This window comes from Pseudomonas sp. EGD-AK9 (assembly GCF_000465935.2).
Lineage (GTDB): Bacteria > Pseudomonadota > Gammaproteobacteria > Pseudomonadales > Pseudomonadaceae > Aquipseudomonas.
In genome coordinates, this window is the sequence record NZ_AVOF01000145.1 from 1 (window position 1) to 7679 (window position 7679).

Sequence of the window (7679 nt, forward strand, 5' to 3'; positions counted from 1 at the left end):
CGTCCAGGGCGCGGGTCAGCAGCACCGCGCGCCGCTCGTCGGGCGCACGGCGCTGGGCGAAGAACACCGCCTGCAGCGCGGGGATGCCCAGTTCGCCGTAGCGGCGGATATTGCGGAACTCGCGGGCGAAGGTGGGCTCGCCGAACGGCTGGCGCAGGCTGCGCCTCAGGTGGTTGCTCTGCCGCTTGAGGTAGAACGCCGAGTCGCCCAGCTCCAGCCGATAGACGCTGCTCCAGCCGCCGCGCTCGGTGTTGGGCTCGTCCACCGCCTCCAGCCTGAGCGCCCACAATGCCTCGAAACTGGCCAGGCCGTGCTGCTCCAACAAGGCGCGTTCCTGCGCGGCGATAAAGTCCTTCATTCCCTGCCCTCGAAAAACGCCAGTATCTGCCGCAGACGCCGCTTGTCGCTGGGCGTCAGCCGCGTGCGGCCACGATACTGCAGGTAGAAACGCAGTCGCTGGGTGCGCGACAGCTGGTACTTGGCCACCTTGTCCAGGCAGGCCAGGTCCTTGACGATGCGATAGCGCAGCAGCGGCCCCCACCAGAAACTGCCGGTGGGGCAGTCGATGAAGAACAGCTCGCCGGCCTGGTTGACCAGCAGGTTGCGCCACTTCAGGTCGTTGTGGGTGAAGTGGTGATCGTGCATCAGGCGGGTGGCGCGGGCCAGTTGCCGACTGATGCCGTCGACCCAGGCCGGGTCGCGCAGGCGCGCATCCTGGGCATGGGCCAGCGCCGCCAGGTCCAGGGTGCCTTCCAGCTCGCGGGTGATCAACGCGCCGCGGACGAAGGCGCCGGCCTTGCGTTCCAGGCCATGGGCGACGATGGGCGCAGTGGGGATGCCCCACTTGGCGAAGTGCTTGAGGTTCTGCCACTCGGCCTTGACCCGCGGCCGGCCGACGAAGCGGCGCAGGCCCTTGCCGGCACCCCAGTAGCGCTTGACGTAGTAGCGCACGCCGCCGCGCTCGAGGCGGATTACCTCGGACAGCGGATCCCTGGTCAGGCGCTCGCCTTCGAGGGCGAACACCGCCTGCAGGCTGGCGAACTCCACGGCCAGGGCGGCGGGCAGGTCGTCCGCCAGGCGCCATTCGCTCATTGCCCGGCCCCCGACGCGTACTTGCGCTCATAGCGGCCGCGCAGGCGCTGCGCCTTGCCCTCCAGCCAGGCGAGCAGGCGCGCCTCCTCCTGCAGCACCTGACGCAGCGGCCGCTGGAAGTAGCCGCGCAGGAAACGCAGCTTGTCGCGGCGGGTCAGGCCGATGTCCAGGGCGGAGAAATACAGCCCGGCCAGGTCCTTGTCGCGCCAGCGCCGTGGCGTGGCGGCGCGCACCTGGGCACGGTGCAGGTCGATCAGCGACAGGCGCAGGGCGTCGGCCGTCGGCGGCCGGTCGGTATGCAGCAGGAAGTGGCAGATATAACAGTCGCGGTGATTGACCCCGGCACGGTGCATGGTGCCGGTCATCTGCGCCACCTCGCGGATCAGCGCCCATTTCAGCTGCGGCGCCGGCGGCCGCTCGCGCCAGTGCAGGCTGAACTGCTCCAGGTCGACGGTCGGCGCCAGCTCCTCGGTGACGATGAAGGAGTGCTGCCTGGCCGGGTTGGCGCCGCGCTCGCCGTAGGCCACCGCGGTCATGGTCGCCACGCCGGCCTCGGTCAGACGCTGGATCGCCCGCCACTCCTGGCCGGCGCCGAGCACCGGGGCCTTGGCGCTGAGCAGGTTCTTGGCGATCTCGCCCCAGCCGACGCCGCGGTGGATCTTGACGAAATAGCCGCGCCCCTCGACCTCGGTGCGCAGCGTGCGGCGCCCCTCCAGCTCGCGGTAGACCTGCCCCTGCAGCGCCTCGACCGCGGCGAAGGCGTCCTGCCCGGCCCACAGGCGCTTGAACGGCTCGGCGAGGATCAGCTTCACGCGCGGCGCTCCGCCAGGATCACGTCGGCGGCCTTCTGCGGCATGGAGTACAGGTCGGCGCTGTCGGCGTAGGCCAGACCGTTGCGTCCCCAGAACGCGCGGCGCTCGGGGTCGGCGAGCATGTCGGCGAGGGTCTGGTTGAGCTGCTCCTGGCGGAACGGGCTGGGTAGCACGCGGCCGCAGTCGGCGTCGGCGATGTAGTGGGCGTAGCCGCAGACGTCGCTGACCAGCACCGGCAGGCCAGCCACCAGTGCCTCCAGCAGCACGGTGCCGGTGTTCTCGTTGTACGCCGGGTGGATCAGCAGGTCGGCGCCGAGCAGAAAGCGCGGGATATCGCTGCGGCCCTTGAGGATCTGCACCCGATCGGACAGGCCCAGCGCCTTGATCTGCAGCAGGAAGGGCTTGGGGTCGTCCTGGCCGATGGCGATCAGACGGGTGCGCTGCCTCAGCTCGCGCGGCAGCGAGGCCAGCGCCTTGAGGCTGCGATCCAGGCCCTTGGTCTTGAAGCCGGAGCCGATCTGCACCAGCAGCAGCTCGTCGTCGGCCAGCTCGAACTCGCGGCGGAACTCGGCGCGGATCTCGGCGGCATTGGCCGGCGCACGACGATCCTGGGCAATGCCCGGCGGCAGCAGGTGGAAGCGCTGCAGCGGGGTCTTGTAGTGCTTGACGAACAGCGGCTGCTGCACCTCGGAGATCATCAGGATCTCGGTCCTGGACTCCGGCGCGAACACCGCACGCTCGTAGTCGGCGAAGTGCCTGTAGCGCCCCCAGCGCCGGTAGAGCGGATTGCGCAGGGTCTGCGCCTTGTCCTCGAAGCAGCCGTCGGCGGCGTAGTAGACGTCCAGGCCCGGCATCTTGTTGAAGCCGATCACCCGGTCGACCGGGTCGCGTTTCAGATCGGCCTGCAGCCAGGCGCTGAACTTCTCGTTGCGGCGGTGGTTGAACAGCGCCCTGACCGGCGCCACGCGCACGTCGAAGCCGCCCGGGTTGTCGCCTTCCCAGATCGGCGTGTAGACGCGGATGGCGTGGCCACGGGACTGGCACTCCAGGGCGATGCGCATGAAGTCGCGCTGTAAGCCGCCAAACGGGAAGTACTTGTAGAGGACGAAGGCCAGTTGCATCAGTGATGTTCCCTGAGGGTAGGTTGGCGCCGAGCGTGCGAAGTCCAACGATAGGCCGATTCGGGCGTCGCCGCGCTCGGCAACCTGCGATTGCATGACGGCATCAGAGGGTCTCCGGCGCCAGCAACAGCGCCTCCAGTTCGGTGCCCACGCGCTCGGCGTCCAGGCCGTCGAAACAGGGTGTATGGCGATCGCCGCTGCCGGCGCCGGGGCCGCTGGCGCACAGGTGAACCTGGCTGCGGCCGTAGGCGCCGACCTTGCCCGGCAGCGTCGGGCCGTACAGCGAGATGCTCGGCACATCCAGCGCCGCGGCCAGGTGGCCGAGGCCGGTGTCCACCGCCACGCAGGCGCTGGCGCCGGCGATCACCTTGGCCACCCCGGCCAGGTTCAACTTCGGCAGCACGGCGGCATGGGTCAGGCCGGCGGCGATGCGCTCGGCGCGCGCCTTCTCCGTCTCGTTGCCCCAGGGCAGGCGCACCGCCCAGCCGAGGGCGTCCATGCGCTCGGCCAGGGCGCGCCAGTCGGCCTCCGGCCAGTGCTTGCTGGCCCAGGTGGTGCCGTGCAGAAACAGCAGATAGGGCTGCGCGGCGCCGTCCGCCATCGCCGCGCGGTTCAGCCCGTAGTCGCCGGTGCCGGTCGGCAGCGGGTAATCCAGCGCCTGGGCGAACAGCTGGCGCACCCGCTCCAGCGCGTGCTGATCCTTGGCCACCGCGTAACGGCGGTCGTAGAAACGGCTGGCCAGCGGCTCGCGCGCCGAATCGCGATCCAGCCCGGCCACCGGCGCCTTGACGTAACGGGTCAGCCAGGCGCTTTTCAGCAGGCCCTGGGCGTCGATCACCAGGTCGTAGCGGGTCTCGCCCAGGCGCTGCTTGAAGCGTTTCCACTCACCGCTGCGCCAGGTGCGCAGCGGATGCTGGCGCCAGCGGCGGATGGCCACCGGGATCACCTGGGCCACGGCCGGGTGCCAGGCGGGGATCTCGGCGAAGCCCTCCTCCACCACCCAGTCGAAGCGGATGCCGGGAATCGCCCGCGCCGCATCGGTGAGCGCCGGCAGGGTATGCACCACGTCGCCCAGCGACGAGGTCTTGACGATCAGTACCCGCACTACTCGACCTCGACCGGGTCGCCCACCAGGCGATCGAGGGCCTCGATCACCGGCCGCGGCTTGAGTTCGCGCAGGCAGTTGTAGTGGCCGAAGCGGCAGGTGCGGTCGAAGCAGGGACTGCACTCCAGGCCCAGGCGGACGATCTCGACCTGGTCGGCCAGGGGTGGGGTGAAGCCCGGCGAGGTGGAGCCGTAGACCGCCACCAGCGGCCGGTTGAGCGCCGCCGCCACGTGCATCAGCCCGGAATCGTTGGACACCACCGCGCCGGCCGCCGACATCAGGTCGATGGCCTCGGCCAGGCTGGTCTGCCCGGAGAGGTTGACCACCTCCTCGCGCAGCCCGGGAATCAGGCGCATGCGGATGTCCTCGCCGCCGGCGTGGTCGTTCTTCGAGCCGAACAGCCACACCTGCCAGCCGGCGCGGATCTTGATCTCGGCCACCTTGGCGTAGTGCTCGGCCGGCCAGCGCTTGGCCTCGCCGAACTCGGCGCCGGGGCACAGCGCCAGCACCGGGCGATCCAGCTGCAGGCCGAACTTGCTCAGCGCCGCCTGGCGACTGGCCTCATCGATTTGCAGACGCGGCTGCGGATAGGGCTGAGGAATCTCGGCGCCATCTTCATAGGCCAGCGCCATGAAACGCTCGATCATCAGCGGATAGCGGTCTTTATCCAGCGTGCGGATATCGTTGAGCAGGCCGTAGCGCAGCTCGCCCTTCCAGCCGGTGCGCTGGGGGATGCCGGCGAACCAGGGCACCAGCGCGGATTTCAGCGAATTGGGCAGCAGGATCGCCTGGTCGTACTGGCCGGCCAGCGACTTGCCGATGCGCCGGCGGGTGGCCAGCTCGAGCACGCCATGGCCGAGCGGCAGGCTCAGGGCGGCGCGCACCTCGGGCATGCGCTCGAGAATCGGCCGGCTCCAGTCGGGCGCCAGCACGTCGATCTCGCAGTCGGGATGGCGCCGTTTCAGACACTGGAACAGGGTCTGCGCCATTACCATGTCACCGACCCAGCTGGGGCCGACAATCAGAATTTTCATACGGGCAATATCGGTAGGTTGGGTTGAGGAGCGAAGCGACGAAGCCCAACGGGCATGGCCTGGGTCGGCGCCATGTTGGGCTTCGCTGCGCTCAGCCCAACCTACGGGTCACTTCACCAGAGTGCGCCACTCGGCGTGAGCACTGGTCTTGCCGGTGACCAGGTCGAAGTAGGCTTTCTGCAGCTTCTCGGTGACCGGGCCGCGGCGGCCGATGCCGATCTGCCGGCCGTCGACTTCGCGGATCGGCGTGACTTCGGCGGCGGTGCCGGTGAAGAAGGCCTCGTCGGCGATGTACACCTCGTCGCGGGTGATGCGCTTCTCCACCACCTTGATGCCCAGCTCGCCGGCCAGGGTCAGGATGGTGCTGCGGGTGATGCCGTTGAGGCAGGACGTGACTTCCGGGGTGTACACCACGCCGTCCTTGACCAGGAAGATGTTCTCGCCCGAACCCTCGGCCACGTAGCCTTCCGGATCCAGCAGCATGGCCTCGTCGGCGCCGCCGGAGATGGCCTCCTGCAGGGCCAGCATCGAGTTGATGTAGTTGCCGTTGGCCTTGGCGCGGGTCATGGAGATGTTGACGTGGTGGCGGGTGTAGGAGCTGGTGCGCACCTTGATGCCGTTGACCAGCGCCTCTTCGCCCATGTAGGCGCCCCAGTGCCAGGCGGCGACTATCACGTGCACCTTGAGGCCGGAGGCGCGCAGGCCCATGCCTTCGCTGCCGAAGAACACCATCGGGCGCAGGTAGGCGCTTTCGAGGCCGTTCTCGCGCACCGCGGCGCGCTGCGCCTGGTTGATCTCTTCCTTGGAGAAGGGGATCTGCATGTTGAAGATGTGCGCCGAGTCGAACAGGCGATCGGTGTGCGCTTGCAGGCGGAAGATCGCGGTGCCGTCCGGGGTGTTGTAGGCGCGCACGCCCTCGAACACGCCCATGCCGTAGTGCAGGGTGTGGGTCAGCACATGGGTGTTGGCTTCGCGCCACGGCACCAGCTCGCCGTCGTACCAGATCACGCCATCACGGTCGGACATCGACATCTTGCCTGCTCCTCAATTCGCTTCGCGGTTCAATCATGCTCGGGGCCATCGCCCCCGTTATTCAGCTCAGTTCCAGCTGCCGCCACAGGCGCATCACGGCGCGGCGTTCGGCCTGGAACTGATCGCCCGGCACCACCCCAGGCTGCTTCTGCAGCGCCTGGCGGTGGGCGGCCGAGCGGTAAACCTTGTAGACCTCGCGCAGCAGACCGGCATCCTCGGGGGACATCAGACCGACCCGCTCCAGCCCTTCCAGAATGCGGATATTGTCGGTGAACTCGAGCAGCTGCGGGTGTTGCCACGACCAGGCCAGGGCCGCGTATTGCACCATAAATTCGATATCGACGATACCACCGGCATCCTGCTTCAGATCGAAGGAGGCCGTGGCCTCGAAGGCATTCTCCGCGGTGCCGGCGGCGGTGGCGCGGGTGCCGAGGTTGTCGCGCATCTTCGCCCGCATCTCGCTGACCTCGCTGCGTAGCGCGGCGATATCGCGCCGGCGGCCGAGCACCTCGCCACGTACCCGGGCGAACTCGCCGGCCAGCCGCTCGCAGCCCACCAGCACCCGCGCGCGCACCAGCGCCTGGTGCTCCCAGGTCCAGGCCTCGCTCTCCTGGTAGCGCTGGAATGCGCCGAGCGAACTGACCAGCAGCCCCGCCGCCCCCGAAGGCCGCAGGCGCATGTCCACCTCGTAGAGCGCGCCGGAGGTGGTCTGGGTGGTCAGCAGGTGGATGATGCGCTGGCCCAGGCGGGTGAAGAACTGCGCGCCATCGATGGGCTTGGCGCCATCGGTCTCGGCCTGCGGATCGCCATCGTGGATAAACACTAGGTCCAGGTCCGAGCCGTGGCCGAACTCCAGGCCGCCGACCTTGCCGTAGCCGACGATGATGAAATCGGGGTCGCAGGGCGTACCATCGGTACGAAACGGCCGGCCATGACGCTGCACCGTGTGCTGCCAGGCCAGCGCCAGCACCTGGTCGAGAATGGCCTCGGCCAGCCAGGTCAGGTAGTCCGAGACCTTCATCAGCGGCAGCGTGCCGGCGATCTCCGAGGCCGCCACGCGCAGGCTGTGGGCCAGCTTGAAGTGACGCAGCGCCTCCATCTGCTGCTCCAGGTCGTCCTCGGGAATGCGGATCAGCCGCTCGCGCAGCTCGGCGGCCAGCTCCGGCGCCAGCGGCGGGTGATACAGCCGGCCCTCGTTGAGCAGCTCGTCGAGCAGCAGCGGGAAACGCGCGATCTGCTCGGCGATCCACGGGCTGGCGGCGCACAGGGCGATCAGCCGCTGCAGCGCGCCGGGGTTCTCGGAGAGCAGCACCAGGTAGGCCGAGCGTCGCGCGACCTTTTCCACCAGCGGCAGCACCCGCTCCAGCACCAGGTCCGGCGCCTCGTGCTCCACGGTCTGCGCCAGCAGGCGCGGCACGAAGGCATCCAGGCGCTCGCGGCCGAGGCGCTGCATGGCGCGCACCTGCGGGCCGTTGCGCAGGTC

At 69.1% G+C, this 7679-nt stretch carries 8 protein-coding genes; all 8 read right to left on the reverse strand.

Going from position 1 to position 7679, the window contains the following annotated elements; all coding sequences use genetic code 11:
- A partial coding sequence (locus N878_RS08295; protein ID WP_021443202.1) for a lipopolysaccharide kinase InaA family protein occupies positions 1 to 358 on the reverse strand: 358 nt, incomplete at its 3' end.
- Positions 355 to 1092 carry a lipopolysaccharide kinase InaA family protein gene (locus tag N878_RS08300; RefSeq protein WP_021443203.1) on the reverse strand — a complete coding sequence of 246 codons (738 nt, stop codon included), beginning with the start codon at positions 1090 to 1092 and terminating at the stop codon, positions 355 to 357. The genes N878_RS08300 and N878_RS08295, both read right to left, overlap by 4 nt.
- Complete coding sequence (gene rfaP / locus N878_RS08305; RefSeq protein WP_021443204.1) at positions 1089 to 1904, reverse strand: lipopolysaccharide core heptose(I) kinase RfaP; 816 nt, start codon at positions 1902 to 1904, stop codon at positions 1089 to 1091. Before rfaP ends, N878_RS08300 begins: the two co-directional genes overlap by 4 nt.
- On the reverse strand, positions 1901 to 3025 hold the full coding sequence (locus tag N878_RS08310) for a glycosyltransferase family 4 protein (RefSeq protein WP_021443205.1): 1125 nt from the start codon (positions 3023 to 3025) through the stop codon (positions 1901 to 1903). The genes rfaP and N878_RS08310 overlap by 4 nt, the downstream gene beginning before the upstream one ends.
- Before the next feature lie 103 nt (positions 3026 to 3128).
- Complete coding sequence (gene waaC, locus N878_RS08315) at positions 3129 to 4130, reverse strand: lipopolysaccharide heptosyltransferase I (RefSeq protein WP_021443206.1); 1002 nt, start codon at positions 4128 to 4130, stop codon at positions 3129 to 3131.
- Positions 4130 to 5164, reverse strand: a complete 1035-nt coding sequence (gene waaF, locus N878_RS08320; protein ID WP_021443207.1) for a lipopolysaccharide heptosyltransferase II — start codon at positions 5162 to 5164, stop codon at positions 4130 to 4132. Before waaF ends, waaC begins: the two co-directional genes overlap by 1 nt.
- A gap of 108 nt (positions 5165 to 5272) precedes the next feature.
- Positions 5273 to 6196 (reverse strand): branched-chain amino acid transaminase, encoded by a 924-nt coding sequence (locus tag N878_RS08325; RefSeq protein ID WP_021443208.1) that lies wholly within the window; start codon positions 6194 to 6196, stop codon positions 5273 to 5275.
- 61 nt (positions 6197 to 6257) lie between these two features.
- On the reverse strand, positions 6258 to 7679 hold a 1422-nt coding region (gene glnE, locus N878_RS08330), incomplete at its 5' end, for a bifunctional [glutamate--ammonia ligase]-adenylyl-L-tyrosine phosphorylase/[glutamate--ammonia-ligase] adenylyltransferase (protein ID WP_021443209.1).